Raw genomic sequence first — 21,181 nt, 5'->3', positions numbered from 1 at the left:
AACTGGTCCTGATGAATTCAACGTTTGGCAGACAACGAAGGTTGAGTATGCTTCCCGATACAAAATTCAGGACTGTTACGGAAATATTGATATTTCGCGGCAAGGTCGAACCGGAGAAGACGGCATTCGTTTTTCTCGAGAACGGCGAATCGGAACTGACTCGGCTCACGTTCGGCGACCTGGACAAGCGGGCTCGCGGCATCGCCGCCAGGCTGCAAGCCATGGCGCAACCGGGCGATCGCGTCCTGCTGGTCTATCCGCCCGGACTGGAATTCATCTGCGCATGGGTGGGATGCCTGTATGCCGGCCTGATCGGCGTGCCTGCCTATCCTCCGCGCAGGCATCGTCCCGCGGATCGTCTCAAGGCCATCGTCGCCGACGCCGGGCCGGTCGTCGCGCTGACCGACGCAGCCACGCTCGACGGCATGGTGCATCGCGCGGACGGCTATTCCGACACGCTGGAACTGAAGATCCTGGCGACGGACCGGAGCTTCGACGCACCGGCCGAACAATGGCGCGCACCGGAAATCACGCCGCAGACGCTGGCGCTTCTGCAATACACGTCAGGCTCCACCGGTACGCCAAAAGGCGTGATGATCAGCCACGCGAACATCCTGAGCAATATGGCTGTCATCGCCGAGGCGAGCGATGCCGATGCGTCGGCGGTGTTCGTCAGCTGGCTCCCGGTGTTTCACGACATGGGTTTTTTCGGGAAGGTGCTGCTGCCGATCTATCTCGGTGTGCTGTCGGTGCTGATGGCGCCCGCGGCGTTCGTGCAGAAGCCCATCCGCTGGCTGCAGGCAATCACGAAGTATCGCGGCACGCATTGCGCCGCGCCGGATTTCGCGTATGACCTGTGCGCGCGCAAAATATCCGATGAAGCCCGCGCGCAGCTGGATCTGAGCAGCTGGCGGGTCGCATTCAACGGCGCGGAACCGGTGCGCGCGGAGTCGGTGGCACGTTTTTCGCGCGCATTCGCCGCGTGCGGCTTCCACGCGCAAACCATGCGCCCCGTCTACGGCATGGCCGAGGCGACCTTGTTCATCTCCGGTCAGCCGGCACGCTCGCTGCCGCTCGTGGCGGACTACGACGCCGACGGCCTGGCACAAGGCGTGGCGACGAGAAGTGACCGCGGCAAGCGCCACGCGCTGGTCTCATGCGGTCGGACCTGGGCGGAGCACCGCCTGCAGATCGTGAATCCGGATACCGGTGAGCGCTGCCCGCCCGACCGGATCGGCGAAATCTGGTTGACGGGCCCGAGCGTCGGCGTCGGCTACTGGAACCGCGTCGAGGAAACGGAGCACACCTTTCGCGCGAAGCTGGATGGCGATGACGCGCGTTACCTGCGCACCGGCGATCTCGGCTTCGTCGATGGCGATAACCTCTTCGTCACCGGCCGTTTGAAAGACCTCATCATCGTCGCCGGCCGCAATCACTACCCGCAGGATCTCGAGCAATCCGCCGAAGGAAGCCACCCCGCGCTGGCGCCCAACGCGTCGGCGGCTTTCTCGATCAACGTCGATGACGTGGAGCGGGTCGTTATCGCATGCGAAGTGCGCCGGGAAGCGCTCAACACCCTGAACGCGGAAGCCGTCGCAGCGGAGATCCGGCGCAAGCTCGCCGAAGAGCATGACGTCGATCTGTATGCGGCGATCCTGTTGAAGCCCGCCACGATCCTGCGCACGTCCAGCGGAAAAATCCAGAGGAGCCGAATCAGACAGGCATTCCTCGATGAACAGGGGCTCGCGATCGCGGGCGAGTGGCGGCGTTCGTTTTCCCCGGAGGCCGCGCCCTCCGCGACAGCGGCACGCGACACGCAAGCGCTGGTGCAATGGTGCGTCGAGCGTGTCTCGCGTCTGTCGGGAATCGATTCCGGCAATATCGACCCCGACGCGCCGTTCAGCATCTATGGGCTCGATTCGAAGGACGCCATCATGCTCTCTGGCGAGTTGCAGGACTGGCTCGGGCTGCCGGTTTCCCCTACCGTCGTCTACGATTTTCCGAGTATTGCCCTGCTCGCGCGCCATTTGAGCGGCACCGGGAATGCCATGCCGGACCAGGCGCCCGGTTCGGCCGAAGCACGCGCGGATATCGCCATCGTCGGCATGGGATGCCGTTTCCCCGGCGCCAGTCATCCCGACGCATTCTGGCAGCTTCTGCAGGAGGGCCGGGACGCGGTCGGCGCGTCGCAGCAGCGCGCCGGCGGCCTTCCGCCCACCGGACTGCTGGAACAGGTCGATCTGTTCGATGCGGCATTCTTCGGCATCAGCGCCCGCGAAGCCGAATCGATGGATCCGCAGCAGCGTCTGCTTCTCGAGGTTGCGTGGGAGACGCTCGAGCATGCGGGGATCGCGCCCCGGAGTCTCGCCGGCGGACGCACCGCTGTCATCGTGGGCATCAGCAATTCGGACTACATCCGTCTGGCGCAGGAAGAAGTCGCGGACGTCGGCCCTTATGTCGCGACCGGCAATGCGCTCAGCGTCGCCGCCAACCGCATTTCCTACACGCTCGATTTGCGCGGCCCGAGTTGGGCGGTCGATACCGCGTGTTCGTCCTCGCTCGTCGCGGTTCATCAGGCGTGCCGCGCGCTGCAGCGCGGCGAGTCCGATGCGGCGCTTGCCGGCGGGGTCAACCTGATTCTGGCGCCGCAATTGAGCGCCTCGTTCACGCAATCGGGCATGCTTTCGCCGGACGGCCGATGCAAGGCGTTCGATGCGGCAGCCAACGGCTATGTGCGCGGCGAAGGCGTGGGCATGGTGCTGCTCAAGCGGCTCGACGATGCGCTCGAGAACGGCGACACCGTGTTCGCCGTGATCCGCGGCTCCGCGGTGAATCAGGATGGACGCAGCAATGGCCTGACCGCGCCCAATGGCCCGGCCCAGCAGGCCGTGATTCGCAGTGCGCTGCGCGATGCCGGCGTACGCGCGCAGGACATCGGCTTCGTCGAAGCGCACGGTACGGGAACGCCGCTCGGAGACCCGATCGAGTTGAACTCGCTGGCGGCGGTCCTGGGCGAATCTCGTCGGCCGGACGATCACTGCTGGATCGGTTCGGTCAAGACCAACATCGGCCATCTGGAGTCGGCGGCGGGCATCGCCAGCCTGATCAAGACCGCCCTTGCGCTACACCATCGTGCCATTCCGCCGAACCTCCATTTCCGGTCGATCAATCCTCAAATCGCGCTCGACGGCACGCCCTTCCGTATTCCGCAGCAGGTCACGCGCTGGCATTCGGAACACGGGCCGCGCATGGCCGGCGTGAGTTCGTTCGGCTTTGGCGGCACCAATGCGCACATGATCCTGTCCGAAGCCCCACGGCCCGGAGAGATCGAAGCCGACTCGGCGGCGCCCGCGGCGCGCGTCGTGACGCTCTCCGCGCGCACGCCCGAAGCGTTGCAAGCGCTGGCGGCGTCCTATGCGGCGTATCTCGACGCCCATCCCGAGGTCCGTGTGCGGGATGTCGCGTTCACGGCAAATACCGGGCGCACCCATTTCACGCGGCGAGCGGCCATCGTCGCATCGAGTCTCGATACGTTGCGTTCGCAACTGGACGCCGTTTCGGCCGGCGAGCCCGCCGAAACACCGCCTGCGGTGACCTTCCACTTTTGCGCCGACGACGGCGGCAGCGCCGACGCGGTTCGGCAATTGCGTTCAGCCAGCCCCGCCTTCGGCGCGCTGATGCAGCGGCAATCCGACGCGCCCGGGCACGTCTCCACCGAGGCCGGGTTCACGGCATTCCAGCGCGCGCTGGCGCAACTGTGGATGTCCTTCGGCATTACGCCGCTCGCCGTCAGCAGCACGGGCGACGGGCATCGCGCCGCAGCCTCGCTGGCGGGCGTGCCGCAGGCGCCGGACGGCGGTGCGGCGGGAAACCCCGGCATCGTGATCGAAATCGGCGCGCACACGGCCGCGTGGGACACGATCCTGCACACGCTCGCCGAGCTCTACGTACGCGGCGCGTCCATCAACTGGGATGCAGTGGAGCAGGACGCACCGCGCCGCCGGCTCGCCCTGCCGACCTACCCGTTCGAGCGTCGCGGCTTCTGGATCAGTCCGCGCGCGCCTCGGCATCCGTTGCTCGGGCGCCTCATGGAGCCGCACGCGCATGCGCCGGCCACGTGGATCTGGCAGTCGCGTCTTGACGCTCCGGCAACCACCTTTCTCAGCGGTCATCGCGTCAAGGGATCGCCCGTGCTGCCCTATTCCGCCTACGTGGAAATGGCGCTGGCGGCAACTTCGGAAATCGGCGCCGCCAGCCATACCACGTTGAAGGACCTCGCACTGCATGCGCCGTTGCCGCTGCATCCGCGTGAATCGTGCACCGTGCAGACCGTGCTGAGTCGCCAGTCCTGGGGACCGTTTTCGTTTGCCGTCTATCACCGTATCGAGGACACCAGCGCCGCCGCGACATGGCAGATGTGCGCGAGTGCCGAAATTCACGAATCGGATCGGAGCCACGCATGAAATTTGGCCTGATGTTCTTCGCCAGCAGTGAAGAAGCGCTGTCCGGCAACAAGTACCAGCTCGTGATGGAAAGCGCGCGTTTCGCCGATGCGAACGGGTTTTCCAGCGTCTGGGTGCCGGAGCGCCATTTCACCGAATTCGGCTCGCTGTACCCGAATCCCGCTGTCCTGCACGCCGCGCTTGCCGCTGCCACCCGACGCGTGAAGCTGGTCGCGGGCAGCGTGGTCGCAGCGCTGCACAACCCGATCCGGATCGCGGAAGAATGGTCCATGGTGGACAACCTGTCGAATGGCCGCGTGGGCGTGTCGTTCGCGTCCGGATGGAATCCGGACGACTTCGTGTTCGCGCCGGACAAATACGCGACCCGGCAGGACGACATGCTGACCACGATGCGCGCCGTCCAGCATCTGTGGCGCGGCGGGTCGCTGGATGCGAAGAACGGCGTCGGCAAGCCGGTGCAGTTGCGCATCTATCCGACGCCGGTGCAGCCGGAACTGCCCGTCTGGGTGACTGCCGCGAGCAATCCGCAAACCTTCGTGCGCGCCGGCGAAGTCGGCGCCAACCTGCTGACCCACGTGCTCGACCAGGATCGGGACCAGCTCGCGCACAAGATCGCCCTCTACCGCGACGCGCGTGCAAAGCATGGCTTCGATCCGGCGGCCGGCACCGTGTCCGTGATGCTGCACACGTTCGTCGGCGACGATGCGGCGCGGGTGCGCGAGCAGGCGCGCGCGCCGTTCTGCAACTACATCCGCAGCAATATCGGGCTGTTGAACGGGCTGGCGCAGAGCCGCGGCCAGTCGGTGGACGTGCGCGCGATGGGCGCGCGCGAACTGGACGAGTTCGTCGAGTTTCTCTATGAACGCTTCGCGCAATCGCGCGGCCTCATCGGCACGCCGGAAACCTGCGTCGAACTGGTGCGGGATCTCGAGTCGATCGGCGTGGACGAAGTGGCCTGCCTGCTCGATTTCGGTCCGCCGGTCGAGCTGATCCTCGGCAATCTTCCGCAGTTGCGTCGACTACGGGAGATGTGCGCCCCCAGGCGATCCGCCGCGCCGACGAGATTCGATGCCGCCGAGGTGCAGGCCCGCTGCACCGAAACGACTTCGGGCGCCGACTTCAATGGCGAAATCCGGCAGCACGGCGTGCAGATCGACGGCGTGTTCAACGCAATCCAGCAGATCTGGCGCACGGCCGGCGAGGCGCTGGGGAAAATCAGCCTGCCGGCGGACGCGCTGGCATCGTCGCAATACCAGGTGCACCCCGCTTTTCTCGACGCGTGCAGCCGCGTGCTCGCCGCCGCCATCGATCCGGACGCGCTGGAGGCGGGCGACCTGTACCTGCCCAGTTCGATCGGCGCGGTACGGGTTCATCAGCCGCCGTCGTCGGCGGATGCGTGGAGTCACGCCACGCTGCGCAAGCCGAGCGGGCAAGGCGCGCTGGAGGGCGATATCCGCGTCCATGACCTCGCCGGGCGACCGCTGATCGAGATCGATGCGCTGCGGTTGCAGCATGTGCGTTCCGGGCGAACCGTCGAGCGGCACGACTTGTCCGCGCTGCTTTATCGGCGCGTCTGGAGACCGTCGAGCGTCGACGCGGCAACCGGCGGTTCGGCGCAGGGCGAGTGGCTGATTCTCGCGGACCGTGGCGGCGTCGGCGCGCAACTGTCGGCTCTGCTGGAAAGCGCGGGCGATACGTGCACGCTGCGCTTCGCCGACGCGACGCCGGAACTGTCCGCGCTCGACCGGCCGCTGAAGGGCATCATTCACCTGTGGAGTCTCGATCTCGCGCCCGCCGACATCGAATCGAGACGACGTGCCAGCGCGAGCGTGCTGCAACTGGTCAGGGCGCTCGCGTCACGCGCACCGACAGCCCGGCAGGCGCGTCTGTGGCTGGTGACGTCGGGTGCGATGAATGTGCTGGACGGTGAATCGACCGCCGTCGCGCAGGCCCCCCTGTGGGGATTGGGCCGCGCGATCGCCGTGGAGCATGCGGCGATGTGGGGCGGACTGGTCGACCTCGATCCCGCACAGCCGTCAGCGGCGCACATCGTGCAAGCGGTACAGGCCGGCGGCCGTGAAGACATGATCGCGTTTCGCCGCGGACAGCGCTACGTCGCGCGTATCGCCCGCGACGATCGCGAATTCGTCAGCCACCGGCCGATCCGGTTCCACCACGACGCGACCTATCTGGTGACCGGCGGGCTCGGCGGGCTCGGCCTGCGGCTCGCGTCCTGGCTCGCCGCCAACGGCGCCGGCAAAGTCGTACTGCTCGGGCGCGGCGCGCCCTCCCCGGCAGCCGAGAAAATCCTGCGGACGCTCGACGCGCAGTTCGTTCGCGCCGACCTGTCGCGTCGCGAGGACGTCGCGCAAGCGCTCGGCGAAATCGCGCATTCGATGCCGCCGCTCAAGGGGGTCTTTCACCTCGCCGGCGCGCTCGACGATGCGCTGCTGACGCGCCAGGACGACGACTTCTTCCATCGCGCCGGTAGCGGCAAGGCCGACGGCGCCTGGTATCTGCACGAGCTGACGGCCGACTTGCCGCTCGACCATTTCGTCCTGTTCTCGTCGATGGCCGCGCTGATCACCATGCCGGGCCAGGGCAACTACGCGGCGGCGAACAGCTTCCTCGACGCCCTCGCGCAGCATCGGCGCGCGCAGGGAAAACCGGGGCTCAGCGTCAATTGGGGGCCGTGGGCGGACATCGGCCACGCCGCCACCGACTACGGACGCCGCGCGCACGAACAACTGGCTGCGCTCGGCGTCGGCACGCTGCCGCCCGAACTCGCCATCGCGACGCTGGAACGGCTGATGGCGTCGGGCGTCGCCCAGTCCGGGGTGGCGCGCATCGACTGGCCGACCCTGTTCCGGGTCGATGCGCCGGCCGCCGGGTCGGCGCTGTTTTCCGAACTGGCGCAACCGGCCGCGCAGCCTGCCCAGCAAGAGACGGCATTGCTGCGCCAGCTGCATGCGTGCGCGCCGCGCGAGCGGATCGAGCTCATCGCCGACACGCTCGCGAAGATGCTGGCCGAGACGCTGCGGCTCTCCGGCCCCGACGCCATTGCGCCCGAGCAATCGCTGCTCGATCTCGGCCTGGATTCGCTGATCGCGCTCGAACTGACCGACCGCCTCACCAAGGTGTTCGGAAGGCCGTTTCGCGCGACGCTGTTCTTTTCCTATCCGAACCTGCAAACGCTCGCCCGGTTCGTTCTCGACGAACTGTCGCCGTCGCTCCCCGCGCCTGTCGTCGATAAAGCATCCGACGACCTCGACGAGGACGACCTTTCCGAACTGATCGCCCAGGAGATAGGCGCCCAATGAACGCCAAGGCCACGCATGCACTGAAAGCCGCGCTCGACGAACTGCGCCTGCGGCGCGCCGAAATCGCGGCGCTGCGTTCGGACCGCAACGAGCCGATCGCCGTCATCGGCATGGCTTGCCGCTTCCCCGGCCGCAGCGATACGCCGGACGCGTTCTGGCAGTTGCTCGATGACGCGCGCGATGCCGTCACCGAAGTGCCGGGCGAACGCTGGGACATCGATCGCTATTACGACCCCGATCCGTCCACGCCCGGCAAGATGGCGACCCGCCACGGCGCCTTTCTCGAACGCGTGGATCAATTCGACGCGGCGTTCTTCGGGATCGCGCCGCGCGAAGCGACCTACCTCGATCCGCAGCAACGGCTCCTGCTCGAAGTGGCCTGGGAGGCGCTCGAGAACGCCCATCTCGCGCCCGAGCGCTTCCGGCAGTCCGCCACGGGCGTGTACGTCGGCATTACCTGCTTCGATCATGCGATCCAGGTGTCCAATGCGTCGATGCCGTCGAGCAGCTACGCCGGCACGGGCAGCGCGCTGAACATGGCCGCGGGCCGGCTGTCGTTCGTGCTGGGCCTCACCGGCCCGAGCATGGCGATCGATACCGCCTGCTCGTCGTCGCTGGTCTGCCTGCACCTGGCCTGCGAAAGCCTGCGCTCGCGGGAAAGCAACATGGCGCTCGCGGGCGGCGTCAACCTGATGCTGTCGCCCGAGGTGATGGTCAGCTTCTCGCAAGCGCGCATGCTGTCGCCGGACGGACGCTGCAAGACCTTCGACGCGGCGGCGGACGGCTATGTGCGCGGCGAAGGGTGCGGCATGGTGGTGCTCAAGCGCCTCGCCGACGCGCTCGCCGACGGCGACCGGGTGCTCGGCATCGTGCGCGGCACGGCGGTCGACCAGGGCGGCGCGGGCGGCGGGCTGACCGTTCCGAGCCGCGATTCGCAGGAACGGGTGATCCGCCGCGCACTGAACCAGGCCGGCCTCGCGCCCGGCGACGTCTCCTATGTCGAGGCCCACGGTACCGGGACGTCCCTCGGCGACCCGATCGAGGTCGAAGCGCTGGCCGGCGTCTACGGCCCCGGGCGCGCGGCGACCGAGCCGCTCGTGATCGGTTCGGTCAAGACCAATATCGGGCATCTGGAATCGGCCTCCGGCATCGCCGGCCTGATCAAGGTCCTGCTGTCGTTCGAGCACGACCGGATTCCGGCGCACCTGCATTTCACGCAGCCCAATCCGCATACGCCGTGGCAGGACATCCCGATCCGTGTCGCGGCCGATCCGGTCGCGTGGCGGCGCGGGGAACGCAGGCGAATCGCCGGGGTGAGCGCGTTCGGATTCAGCGGCACCAATGCCCACGCGATCGTCGAGGAACCGCCCGTCGCGCCGGCGCACGCCGCGCAGCGCGGGCTGCTGCTGCTGTCGGCCAAATCGGAAGCGGCGCTGGCAGCGCTCGCGCAACGCTACGAGCGCGCGATCGCCGGCGCGACGCCTCGGGAGCTGGCCGCCATCTGCCGCGCCGCGGCCACCGGACGGAGTCACTATCCGTTTCGCGCGGCCTATGTGTCGGGCGTGAGGGAAGCGTCGGCGGCCGCAGCGCGCACGGGCAAGGCGTTGCGCATGGGCTTCAGGTTCGGCGCGCCGGACACCGGCGTCGCGCGCGAGCTCCACGCGTCGGAACCGCTGTTCCGCGACGCGTTCGCGCGTTGCGCGGTGCCGCTGGAGGCACTCGATACCGACGCGGGCCGCTTCGCGATCCAGTTCGCGTGGGCGGAACTGTGGAAGGGATGGGGCATCCACCCGTCCGTCGTGTCGGGCCACGGCATCGGCGAATATGTGGCGGCCTGCGTGGCGGGCGTCGTGAGCGTTGCCGACGCGCTGCGCCTCGTGGCCGCCCGGTCGGATGCCGAAGCGTTGCGCGCCGCACTTCAGGACACGCCGCTCGCACGGCCGTCGGTCCGCCTGATCTCCGGCTGCCTCGGTGCCGAAGTGACCGACGAGGTGACGCATCCGCAGTACTGGCTGCAGCTTGCCGGGGCGTCGGAGCAAGCCGACGCGCCGCACACGCCGGAGGGGCTCGTCGACGGCTGGCTGCCGCCGCCATGCGCCGGCGATGCACTGGAGCGCGCACTCGCGGTGCGGTACGTGCAGGGCTGGCAGTTCGACTGGAGCGCGCTGTTCCCGGCGCCCGCCCAGCCCGCCACGACCTTGCCGAACTACCCGTTCGAGCGGCAGCGCTTCAGCCTGGAGAAGATCCAGTCGCCGATCGTTGGCATGGATGCCGGCAGCATCGACGAAGCGTTGCGGCACCTCAAGTCGTCGGGCAAGTACTCGGAGGACGTGCTGAACGCCTTTCCGGACCTGCTCAGGACCGCGTTCGCCCCCGCCGAGACCGCCGCCCCGACCGCACACCCGCTCTATCACGTGGTGTGGGAGCCGCAAGCCGCGTTGCCGGCGGCCCGGTTCGCCGCCGACGCGTCGCCGTGGCTGATCTTCGCGGACGAGAGCGGTGTCGGCGAGCGGCTCGCGGCGCTGCTGCGGGAGCGCGGTGCATCCTGCTCGCTGGTGCGCCCCGGCCCTGACCATGGCGCCGGCGCGGAAGCGGGCCGGCAGATCGCGCCCGAGCGGCCGGACGATTTCGTCCGCTTGCTGAACGAGACCGCCGCCCCCGGCCAGCGCATCGTCTTTCTATGGGCGCTGGACGAAGCCGTCGGCGAGACGCGCATGTCCACTGCCCTGCTGCATCTCGTGCACGCGCTGGTCGGCAGCGAGCGCGAGTGGACGCCTTCGACCCGGCCCAGGATCTGGGTAGTCACGCGCGACGCGGTGGAAGCCGGCGAAGCGCCGCACGTATCCGGGTTCGCACAGGCTGCGCTGTCGGGCCTGGCACGCGGGGCGATGATCGAGCATCCGGAATGGTTCGGAACGGCGATCGATCTCGATCCGGCCGCGCCGGAAGACGAGACGCAGGCGCTGCTTCAGGAGATGCTCGGCGAGAGCCGCGAAGAACAGGTGGCGTTGCGGCACGGCGCGCGCCATGTCGCGCGCCTGAGCCCGCTCGCGCAAGCCGAAACGGCCGCGCTGCGGGTCGAACCGGACGCGGCCTACCTGATCACCGGCGGGTTCGGCGCGCTCGGGCTGCACACCGCCCGGTGGCTGGCGGCGCGCGGGGCGGGCACGCTGATCCTGGTCGGCCGGCAAGGCGCCGCGAGCGATGAGAGCCAGCGGGCGATCGCCGAACTGCGCGAGCGGAACGTGTCGCTGCGCTGCGAGCGCCTCGATATCGCCGACCCGGTGGCGGTCGCCGATTTTTTCGCCGCGCTCCGGCGCGACGGCGCGCCGCTGCGGGGCATCGTGCATGCGGCCGGCATCGTCGGCTACAAGCCGATCATGCAGGTCGAGCGCGAGGAGCTCGACGCGGTCCTGCAACCCAAGGTCGCCGGCGCGTGGCTGCTCCATCAGCAAAGCGAGCACTTCCCGCTCGATTTCTTCATCCTGTTCTCGTCGATCGCGTCCGCGTGGGGTTCGCGTGAGCAGGCGCACTACAGTGCCGCGAATCGATTCCTCGACGCGCTCGCGCATCATCGCCGCAGCCGGGGCCTGCCGGCCCTGAGCGTGAACTGGGGGCCCTGGGCGCAAGGCGGCATGACGTTCCCCGAGGCGGAAGCACTGCTGCGGCGTGTCGGCATCCGTTCGCTGGCGGCGGATCGCGCGCTCGACGTGCTGGATCACCTCCCCGCCGTGCCCCAGGTGGCGGTCGTCGATATCGACCTGGCGCTGTTCCAGGGCTCCTACGAGGCGCGCGGACCCAAGCCGTTCCTCGACCGCGTGCGGGTGGGCGGAAGCCCGCCGAGCGCGCCGGCGATGCCGGCGTTGAGCGGCTCATCGCCGCGCGAGCGAAAGCGCCTGCTGGCGGACAGCATCGATCGCGCGGTTGCCCAGGTGCTCGGCTACGGAGCGGGGACGCTGGATCGCGACCTCGGCTTCTTCGAGATGGGCATGGATTCGCTGATGGCGCTGGACGTGCGCACGCACCTCGAAAAAGCGCTGGGCATCCCGTTGTCGGTCGCGCTGTTGTTCGATCATCCGACGGTCAACGCCCTCGCGGATTTCCTGGCGGAACAGTCGTCCGGCGCCGCGCCGGACGCGGACGCGCACGCGGCGCCGACGCAGGCCGTGCCGGCGCAGCCGCGGCCGGTCGCGCCGGCCATCGAGGCCCGCGAGGCCGGCACGCCGGAACCGATCGCCATCGTCGGCATGAGTTGCCGGTTTCCGGGCGCCGCGCACGATCTCGACGCCTATTGGCGGCTGCTGAACGACGGGGTGGATGCGATCTCCGAAGTGCCGCGCGAGCGCTGGGATGTCGACGCGTACTACGATCCGGATCCGGAAGCGCCGGGGCGCATGGTTTGTCGCTTCGGCGGTTTTCTCGACGACGTCGATCAGTTCGATCCGGCCTTTTTCCGTATCACGCCGCGCGAAGCGGCCGCGATGGACCCGCAGCAGCGCCTGTTGCTCGAAGTCAGTCACGAAGCGCTGGAGCATGCCGGCATTCCCGTCGACAGTCTCAAGGGCAGCCGGACCGGCGTCTTCGTCGGCATCACCACCAACGATTACGCGAACCTGCAGCTTCGCAACGGCGGCGGCAGCGGCATCGACGGCTATTTCTTCACCGGCAATCCGCTCAACACGGCGGCCGGCCGCATCTCCTATGGGCTGGGCGTGCAGGGGCCGAGCATGGCGATCGACACCGCCTGCTCGTCGTCGCTCACCGCGATCCACACCGCCAGCCAGAATCTGCGCACCGGCGAGTGCGATCTCGCGATCGCGGGCGGCGTCAATCTGATCCTGTCGCCGGACAACTCCATCGCCGTCTCGCGCACGCGGGCGCTGGCGCCGGACGGCCGCTGCAAGACCTTCGACGCGGCGGCGGACGGCTTCGTGCGCAGCGAAGGCTGCGGCGCGCTGGTGCTCAAGCGCCTGTCCGATGCGCTCGCCGCGGGCGATCGCGTGCTGGCCGTGCTGCGCGGCTCGGCCGTCAACCACGACGGCGCGTCGAGCGGCTTTACCGCGCCGAACGGACGCGCGCAGGAAGCCGTCATCCGCCAGGCGCTGGGCGGGCTTCCCGCCGCGTCCATCGATTACGTGGAAGCGCACGGCACCGGCACCCCGCTGGGCGATCCCGTCGAGGTGCAGGCGCTGGCGACGGTGTTCGGCGAAGGCCGCGACGGGGGCCGGCGGCTGCGCGTCGGCTCGGTGAAAACCAACATCGGCCACACGGAATCCGCCGCCGGCATCGCGGGGGTCATCAAGGTCGTGCTGTCGCTGAACCACGACCGCCTTCCCGCCCACCTGCATTTCCGCCACCCGAGCCCGCTGGTGCAGTGGGACGCGCTGCCGCTCGAGATCTGCGCCGAGGCGAGCGCGTGGCCGCGCGGCGAGCGGCCCCGGCGAGCCGGCGTCAGCGCGTTCGGCGCGAGCGGCACCAATGCCCACCTGGTGCTGGAAGAAGCGCCCGCGCCGGCGCGGCCGGCGACGCCGTCGAAACACAAGGTGCATCCGCTGGTGCTGTCGGCCAAGACGCCGGCGGCATTGCGAGAGCTTGCCGGGCGCTATCAGCGGCGGCTCGAAGCCGAACCCGGTCTCGATATCGCAGCCGTGGCGTTTTCGGCGGCGACCGGCCGCTCGCATTTCGCGCATCGGCTGGCGCTGCCGGTGACGTCGCTCGAGGACGCCATCGACAAGCTGCGCGCGTTCCAGGCGAAGGAACCCGCCGGCGCGGCGCAGCCCGCCCCCCGCGTGAAGATGGCATTCCTGTTCACCGGCCAGGGCTCGCAATACGCCGGCATGGGCCGCCGTCTGTACGACGCGTATCCGGTGTTCCGCGACGCCATCGACCGCTGCCGCGCGGTGGCCGATCCGCTGCTCGACAAACCGTTGCTCGAGGTGCTGTCCGCCCAGGGCGAGGAGATCCACCAGACCGGCTACAGCCAGCCGGCCCTGTTCTCGCTGCAGTTCGCGCTCACCACGTTGCTGGCGTCGTTCGGCGTGGTGCCCGACGCCGTGATGGGCCACAGCGTCGGCGAGTACGCGGCGGCTTGCGCGGCCGGCGTCTTCTCGCCGGAAGACGGCCTGCGGCTGATCGCCGAACGCGGCCGGCTGATGCAGGCGTTGCCCCGCGACGGCGAGATGGCGGCCATTTTCACCGACCTCGCGACGGTCGAGCGCTCGATCGAGGCCTATCCGCACGATGTCGCGGTGGCGGCCGTCAACGGTCCGGCGAGCATCGTGATCTCCGGCAAGCGCGAGCGTATCGCGATGCTGGTCGACGCGTTCGCCGCGCAGGACATCCGGTCCGTGCTGCTCAATACGTCGCACGCGTTCCACTCGCCGCTGGTCGAGCCGATGCTGGACAGCTTCCAGGCCGTCGCGAAAGCCGTGCGCGTCGTGCGCCCGGCGATCCCGTTCTATTCGAATCTCACGGGCGCCGTGATGGACGAGGCGCCCACCGACGCGTACTGGCGCCGTCACTGCCGGGAGCCGGTGCAGTTCGCGAGCAGCGTCGAGCGCCTCGCCGAAGCCGGTTTCAACGTGCTGGTCGAAATCGGCCCCAAGCCGGTGCTCGTCAACCTGGCCCGCGCGTGCTGTGCGCCGGACGCCGGGATCCAGTTCCTTGGCCTGCAGCGGCCGCAAGTCGAGCAGCAAGCGCTGATCGAAACGCTGTCGAGCCTGTATGCCCGCGGCGTCGATGTCGATTGGGCCTCGACCGAAACACCCGCGCCCACGCGCGTCGCATTGCCGTCCTATCCCTTCCAACGCAGCCGTACCTGGTTCCAGAAAGCGGACACGTCCATGACTCAGACAAGCGCATCACCCATCGCCGCCACGCCGGCGCACAACCGTAGCGGCGAGGTTCTCGAATGGCTTCGCGGCAAGATCGGCGAATTGATCCAGGCCGATCCCGCCACCATCAACATCGACCTGCCGTTCCTGGAAATGGGCGCCGATTCGATCGTGCTGATCGAGGCCATCCGGCACATCGAGAAGCAGTACGGCGTGAAGCTGGCCATGCGCCGCTTCTTCGAAGACCTGGCGACGGTGCAGGCGCTCGCCGAATATGTCGCGGACAATCTGCCGGCGGCCGCCGCGCCGTCCGGGGCCGAGTCCGTCGCAGGGCCGTCCACGGTCGCGGTCGCGCAGTCTGCAGAGGTGCTTGCGCCGCTCGCCGCCGCTCCGGCGGAATGGGTGGCGGCCGAAGGCGGCTCCGCGGTCGAGCGCGTGTTGCGGGAGCAGAATCAGCTGCTGTCCAGCGTGATGAGCCAGCAGATGGAACTGCTGCGCACGTCGCTGACCGGCCAGGCCGGCGTCCGGCCGACGACGGTCGCCGCACAAGCCGTCGCGAGCACGGCGAGCGTTGCGCCCACGGCCGCGATCGCGGTCCCGGCCGCCGCGCCCGCAACGAAGCCCGCGCCTGCAGCTGCCGCCGCGGCGGACGGTCGGCCGCCCAAGCCGATGATGCCGTGGGGCAGCCCGGTCGAACAGCGGGCGCGCGGCTTGTCCGCCGTGCAGCAGGAGCATCTCGAAGCGCTGATCGTGCGCTACACGACGCGCACCCGGAAATCGAAGGACTCGGTGCAGGCGTCCCGCCCGGTGCTGGCCGACAGCCGTGCCACGGTCGGCTTCCGCTTTTCGACCAAGGAGATGCTGTATCCGATCGTCGGCGATCGCGCGGCCGGTTCGCGGCTGTGGGATATCGACGGCAACGAGTACATCGATTTCACGATGGGCTTCGGCGTGCATCTGTTCGGCCACACGCCGGACTTCATCCAGCAGCAGGTCACCCGCGAATGGCAGCGCCCGCTCGAACTGGGCGCGCGCTCCAGCCTCGTCGGCGAAGTGGCCGCGCGCTTTGCCCGCGTCACCGGCCTCGATCGCGTGGCGTTCTCGAACACCGGCACCGAGGCCGTCATGACCGCCATGCGGCTCGCGCGCGCCGTGACCGGGCGCGACAAGATCGTGATGTTCACGCATTCGTATCACGGCCATGCCGACGGCACGCTCGCCGCGGCGAACGCGGAAGGCGTGACGGAAACCATCGCCCCCGGCGTGCCGTTCGGTTCGGTCGAGAACATGATCCTGCTCGACTACGGCAGCGACGCAGCGCTCGAGGCCATTCGCGGCATGGCGTCGACCCTCGCCGCCGTGATGGTGGAGCCGGTGCAGAGCCGCAACCCGTCCCTGCAGCCCGTCGCGTTTCTCAAGGAGCTGCGCCGCATCACCGAGGAGGCCGGCGTCGCGCTGATCTTCGACGAAATGATCACCGGCTTCCGCGTTCACCCGGGCGGCTCCCAGGCCATGTTCGGCATCCGGGCCGATCTCGCGACGTACGGCAAGATCATCGGCGGCGGCCTGCCGCTGGGCGTCATCGCCGGCACCAGCCGCTTCATGGACGCCATCGACGGCGGCATGTGGGCCTACGGCGACCACTCGTTCCCCGCCGCGGACCGCACCGCGTTCGGCGGCACGTTCTGCCAGTATCCGCTCGCGATGGCGGCCGCGCTGGCCGTGCTGGAGAAGATCGAACAGGAAGGTCCGGCGCTGCAGGCCGCGCTCAACGAACGGACCGCGCAAATCGCCGGGACGTTGAATGCGTTCTTCGCGGAGGCCGAGGCGCCGATCAAGGTCACGTGGTTCGGCTCGATGTTCCGCTTCGAATTCACCGAGAACCTCGACCTGTTCTTCTATCACATGCTCGAAAAGGGCATCTACATCTGGGAATGGCGCACCTGCTTCCTCTCCACCGCGCATACGGATGCCGACATCGACCGGTTCATCCGGGCGGTGAAGGACAGCGTCGCCGACCTGCGCCGGGGCGGTTTCATCCGGCCGCACTCGAAGCACGGCACGGTGGCCGCGCTGAGCGAAGCGCAACGCCAGCTGTGGATCCTGTCGGAAGTCGATCCCGAAGGATCGCTGGCCTACAACGTCAACACCACCCTCGAGCTGAATGGCCGGCTTGACGAGGCCGCGATGCGCGCGGCCGTCCAGGGTCTCGTCGATCGGCACGAGGCGCTGCGCACCACGTTGACGCCGGACGGGTCGGGCCAGATCGTGCATCCGTCGCTGACACTCCAGATTCCGCTGATCGACACGGACCAGGACGCGTGGCGGGACCACGAAAGCCGCCAGCCGTTCGACCTGGTGAGCGGTCCGCTGTTTCGCGCCGCGCTCGTGCGCCTGGACAGCGAGCGTCACCTGCTGGTGATGACGGCCCATCACATCATCTGCGACGGCTCGACGTTCGGCATCCTGCTCGAGGATCTGGCCCGCGCTTATGCCGGTGCGGCACCGGCCGCGGCGCCGCTGCAGTTCCGCGAGTACCTGAAGCAGCTCGACGGCCAGCGCCACAGCCCGGAAACGAAAGCGAATCGCGCGTACTGGCTCGAGCAATGCGCGCGCCGGGCCGAACCGCTGAATCTTCCGTTGGACTACCCCCGGCCCGCGGTGAAGACGTTTCACGGCGAGCGCGCGTCCCTGCATCTGGACGCGGCGGAGGCCGGGTCGCTGCGCGCCGCCGCCCGTCAGAACGGCTGCACGCTCTACATGATGCTGCTCGCGGGCTTCAATCTGTTCCTGCACCGCATCGCCGGCCAGCAGGAGATCGTCACCGGCATCCCGGTGACCGGCCGTTCCGTGGCCGGCAGCGATCGCCTCGCCGGCTACTGCACGCATCTGCTGCCGCTGCGCTCCACGCTGCCCCAGCAGGCCACCGTGGCCAGCTTCCTGGCCGGCACCCGGCAGAACCTGCTCGATGCGCTCGAGCACCAGGATTATCCGTTCGCCGAGCTGGTCCGCGAAATCGGCGCGCAGCGCGATCTCAACGCCGCGCCGCTGGTATCGGCGGTCTTCAACCTCGAACCCGTGTCGGCGCTGCCCGAGCTGCCCGGCCTGACGGTCGGCCTCGTGGCCCCGCTGATCCGCTATACCGCGTTCGATCTGAACGTCAACGTGCTCGACGCGGGGCAGGAACTCCTGATCGATTGCGACTACAACACCGATCTGTTCGACGAAAGCACGGTGCAACGTTTCCTCGCCATCTACCGGACCTTGCTGATGCGTCTCACGGACGATGCGTCGGCTGCCGTTGCCCGGCTGCCGTTGCTGAGCGATGCGGAGCGGGATCTGCTGACCGTCGAATGGAACCGGACCGAGATGGATTTCGGCGATGGCGCCGAACAACCGCTGCATCGGCTGTTCGAACAGCAGGTCGAGCGCACGCCCGACGCCGTCGCCGCCGTCTGCGACGACGCCTCGCTCACCTACGCCGAACTCAACCTGCGCGCCAATCGCCTCGCCCATCGCCTCATCGAGCTCGGCGTCGTTCCCGATGCTCTCGTCGGCGTCGCCATGGAGCGCTCGCTCGACATGATCGTCGCGCTGCTCGCCATCCTCAAGGCCGGCGGCGCTTACGTCCCCGTCGATCCCGACTACCCCGCCGAGCGCGTGCGCTTCATGATCGACAACGCGCAGTTGCGCTGGCTCCTCACCCAGCAGCATCTGCTTGCCGCGCTGCCCGACACCGACGCCCGCGTGATCGTCGTCGATCGCGACGCGCTCGAGCTCGACGCCGCGCCCGCGTCCAACCCCGCGCCTGCGCTGAGCGGCGAGAACCTCGCCTACATGATCTACACCTCCGGTTCGACCGGCAGGCCCAAGGGCGCGCTCAACACCCATCGCGCCATCACCAATCGCATCCTCTGGATGCAGCACGCCTACGCGCTCGACGCCGACGATGCCGTGCTGCAGAAAACCCCGTTCAGCTTCGACGTCTCGGTCTGGGAATTCTTCTGGCCGCTCATCGCCGGCGCACGCCTCGTGTTCGCCCGCCCCGGCGGCCAGCGCGAGACCGACTACCTGGTCGAACTCATCGAGCGCGAACGGATCACCACGGTCCATTTCGTGCCGTCGATGCTGCGCGCCTTTCTCGATCATCCGGACCTCGACGCGCACTGCGCGTCGCTGCGCCGCGTCGTGTGCAGCGGCGAGGCCCTGCCGTTCGATCTACAGCAGCGTTGCTTCACGCGCCTCGACGTTTCGCTGTTCAACCTCTACGGCCCCACCGAGGCTGCCGTCGACGTGACCGCATGGGAATGCCGACGCGACGACCCGCACCGCATCGTGCCGATCGGCCGGCCCATCGCCAACACCCGCCTCTATATCGTGGACGCGCAGTTGCAGCCCACGCCGGTCGGCGTGGCGGGCGAGCTGCTGATCGGCGGCACGCCGGTCGGATGCGGCTACCACGGCGAACCCGAACTGAGCGCCGAGAAGTTCATCGCCGATCCGTTCTCCGCCGACCCGCACGCGCGCCTCTACCGCACCGGCGATCTCGCGCGCTACCGGCCCGACGGCAACATCGAGTTCCTCGGCCGCATCGACCATCAGATCAAGCTGCGCGGCCTGCGCATCGAACCCGGTGAAATCGAGGCCGCGCTGACTTCGCACCCGCTGGTCGACGCAGCCGTCGTGGCGCTGCGCGGCGTGGACGACGGCGCGCGACTCGTCGCATGGCTGCGCTCGTCGCACCCCGAAGCCGAACTGATCGAAGCGGTGCGCGGCCACCTGCGGCAGCGGCTGCCGGATTACATGGTGCCGTCCGCGTTCGTCGTCGTGCCCGCGTTCGAGCATCTGCCCAACGGCAAGCTCGATCGCGCCAGGCTGCCCGAACCCGGCGACGGCCTGGACCACGTTGCGCCCGACAACGTGCTCGAATCGCAGTTGACGGCAATCTGGCAGGAAGTGCTCGGCAAGGCGCGGATCAGCACGACCGCCAATTTCTTCGAGCTGGGCGGCAATTCGCTCTCCGCGACGAAGGTCGTCGCGCGCATTCGTCGCGATCTGCATGCGAAGCTGGAAATCCGCAGCCTGTTCGCGCACCCCACCATTTCGAGCCTCGCGAAGCGCATCGCCGATACGCAGCCGATCGATTACGCGCCGGTGACGCCGCTGCCGGTGCAGACGCACTACGAACTCTCTCCCGCCCAGACGCGGCTGTGGGTCCAGGATCGCCTCACTGCGGCGCAAGCCGGCGGGCCGCTGCCCACGTCCCTGCTGTTCGAGGGCGTGCTGGACGTGGACGCGCTCGTGCGGGCGTTCCGCGCGTTGAGCGAACGTCACGAGATCTTGCGCACGCGCTTCGTGCTGGCAGGCAATCAGCCGGTCCAGCAAGTGCTGCCGCCCGGCGAGGCCGCCTTCGCGGTCGAGGTCGTGGATCTGCAGGATGCCGAGGACCGCGATGCGCAGGCCATGTCGATCCAAGCGAGCGAACGGCTCGCGCCGATGGATCTCGCCACCGGTCCGCTCTTCCGCGTCAAGCTGCTCAGGCTCTCCGAAGTCCGTCACGTCTGCATCTGCACGATGCATCACATCGTGAGCGACGGCTGGTCCACGGAGGTGCTGCTCGACGACCTGTCGAAGATCTATGACGCGTTTGTCCAGCGTCGCGACAATCCGCTGCCCGCACTCCCGATCCAGTACAAGGATTACGCCGGCTGGCTGAACCGCCTGCTCGCCGGGCCGGACGGCGAACGCATGAAGGAATACTGGCTGACCAAGCTGGGCGGCGGCCTGCGCGCGCTGGAACTGCCGGGCGACCTCGAGCAGCCGGCCGCGCCGAGCTGGAAATCCTGGCAATTCGAACTGCCCGCCGCCGAGACGACGGCGCTGGAATCGCTCGGCAAGCGCCACGGCGCGACCTTGTTCATCGCGCTGCTATCCGCCATCAAGGCGCTGTTCTACCGCCGTTCCGGCCAGGAGGACATCGTCGTCGGCACGCCGGTCGCGGGCCGCGAGCTGCCCGAACTCGAGTCGCAGGTCGGCCCCTACCTGAACGTGCTGGCGCTGCGCGATCGCGTCGCCGGCGACGATCGTTTCGACACGCTGCTGACCCGGGTGCGGGACACCACCCTCGAAGCGTTTTCGCACCCGCTGTATCCGCTGGATCGCTTGCTCGACGAGCTGCACATCAAGCGCGTTGCGGGGCGCAATCCGCTCTTCGACATCGGCCTGACGCTGCAGAACCAGCGACAAGGCGCCGTCGATCGCTACGCGGGACAAGTGCATATCGCCGAGCTGCCGGACCACGACCTGCAGGGCGCGGACGCGGAAGCCGCGACGGACTTCTGGTTCCTGGCCGAGCCGCGCGCCGAGGGCCTCGCGATCAGCATCGTCTATCACGCCGGGCGGTTCAGCGAGGCCCTGGTGCAAGGCCTCGCCAACGAACTGACGTCCGTCATCGGGGAAGTGCTTGCCAATCCCGGCGTTCGCATCCGGAACCTGACCTTGGGACAACGCGCGCTGCACGCCGAAGCCCGCCAGCCCACCGTCGAACTCAGCGCATTCTAAGGAG

Annotated in this window: 3 protein-coding genes; all 3 read left to right on the top strand. The window is 68.5% G+C overall.

Features of this window, described 5'->3' with window-relative positions; all coding sequences use genetic code 11:
• The first annotated feature begins 47 nt into the window (after positions 1–47).
• Genes FPJ27_RS01510 through FPJ27_RS01500 form a run of 3 tightly spaced genes read left to right on the top strand, consistent with a single transcriptional unit; the run spans position 48 to position 21,177 of the window.
• Entirely contained in the window at positions 48–4,463 is a 4,416-nt protein-coding gene (locus tag FPJ27_RS01510) for a beta-ketoacyl synthase N-terminal-like domain-containing protein (protein ID WP_204421157.1), read from the top strand.
• Positions 4,460–7,783 (top strand): type I polyketide synthase, encoded by a 3,324-nt coding sequence (locus FPJ27_RS01505; protein ID WP_204421156.1) that lies wholly within the window; start codon positions 4,460–4,462, stop codon positions 7,781–7,783. The genes FPJ27_RS01510 and FPJ27_RS01505 overlap by 4 nt, the downstream gene beginning before the upstream one ends.
• On the top strand, positions 7,780–21,177 hold the full coding sequence (locus FPJ27_RS01500; RefSeq protein ID WP_204421155.1) for a non-ribosomal peptide synthetase/type I polyketide synthase: 13,398 nt from the start codon (positions 7,780–7,782) through the stop codon (positions 21,175–21,177). The genes FPJ27_RS01505 and FPJ27_RS01500 overlap by 4 nt, the downstream gene beginning before the upstream one ends.
• The last annotated feature ends 4 nt before the right edge of the window (positions 21,178–21,181 follow it).

Origin of the sequence: Burkholderia sp. MS455 (assembly GCF_016899445.1) — a bacterium.
Taxonomy (GTDB): Bacteria; Pseudomonadota; Gammaproteobacteria; order Burkholderiales; family Burkholderiaceae; genus Burkholderia; species Burkholderia pyrrocinia_C.
The sequence above is the reverse complement of the archived record's forward strand: the minus strand, read 5'-3'. Positions and strand labels throughout refer to the sequence as shown.

Excerpts from the sequence above, each read along its gene's own strand:
- FPJ27_RS01500 (WP_204421155.1), top strand. The coding sequence starts at position 7,780 with ATGAACGCCAAGGCCACGCATGCACTGAAAGCCGCGCTCGACGAACTG.
- FPJ27_RS01510 (WP_204421157.1), top strand. The coding sequence starts at position 48 with ATGCTTCCCGATACAAAATTCAGGACTGTTACGGAAATATTGATATTT.
- FPJ27_RS01505 (WP_204421156.1), top strand. The coding sequence starts at position 4,460 with ATGAAATTTGGCCTGATGTTCTTCGCCAGCAGTGAAGAAGCGCTGTCC.